Source organism: Arthrobacter sp. H20 (assembly GCF_000520515.1).
Taxonomy (GTDB): domain Bacteria; phylum Actinomycetota; class Actinomycetes; order Actinomycetales; family Micrococcaceae; genus Arthrobacter_D.
This window is the reverse complement of the sequence record NZ_KI914712.1, coordinates 134,835-135,579: the sequence shown is the minus strand read 5'-3', so window position 1 is coordinate 135,579 and position 745 is coordinate 134,835. Positions and strand designations below refer to the sequence as shown.

Sequence of the window (745 nt, the reverse complement as noted above, 5' to 3'; positions counted from 1 at the left end):
CGACCACGCGGTGATCGTGGATCAGAAGAACCGCCCGATTCAGTGGTTGACCCGCCGCCAACTCACGCGGATGGACCGGGTCAGCGATGATCGGGACGCCAAGCTACCGGTCGTCGGCGACCGCGCCACGCTCAACGACGCGCTGGACACCATGCTGGTTTCCAGTGCTGGCGCTGCGCTGGTCACCGGAAAACGCGACACGTTCCTTGGAGTCATCGATGTCGAGACGGTGATGGACGCGATCGGTCGCGCTCACACCCACGCCCGGTCTGCGCACTCGTCCGGCCGCCCGGTGGGTGTTAACACCGGAACGCTGCAGGCAGTCGAGGACCGGGACGGTACACCTCACGATGACACGACTCACGACGGCGGTTCGGCCCGCCCCACGGCGGGATCCGGCCATCGTGGATCAGAAGAACCGCCCGATTCAGTGGTTGACCCGCCGCCAACTCACGCGGATGGACCGGGTCAGCGATGATCGGGACGCCAAGCTACCGGTCGTCGGCGACCGCGCCACGCTCAACGACGCGCTGGACACCATGCTGGTTTCCAGTGCTGGCGCTGCGCTGGTCACCGGAAAACGCGACACGTTCCTTGGAGTCATCGATGTCGAGACGGTGATGGACGCGATCGGTCGCGCTCACACCCACGCCCGGTCTGCGCACTCGTCCGGCCGCCCGGTGGGTGTTAACACCGGAACGCTGCAGGCAGTCGAGGACCGGGACGGTACACCTCACGATGACAC

At 66.2% G+C, this 745-nt stretch carries 2 pseudogenes; both read left to right on the top strand.

Features of this window, described 5'->3' with window-relative positions:
- A pseudogene (locus Y703_RS21335) lies at window positions 1-478 on the top strand (hypothetical protein); the annotation flags it as partial.
- Window positions 459-745, top strand: a pseudogene (locus tag Y703_RS22300) (ABC transporter); the annotation flags it as partial. The pseudogenes Y703_RS21335 and Y703_RS22300, both read left to right, overlap by 20 nt.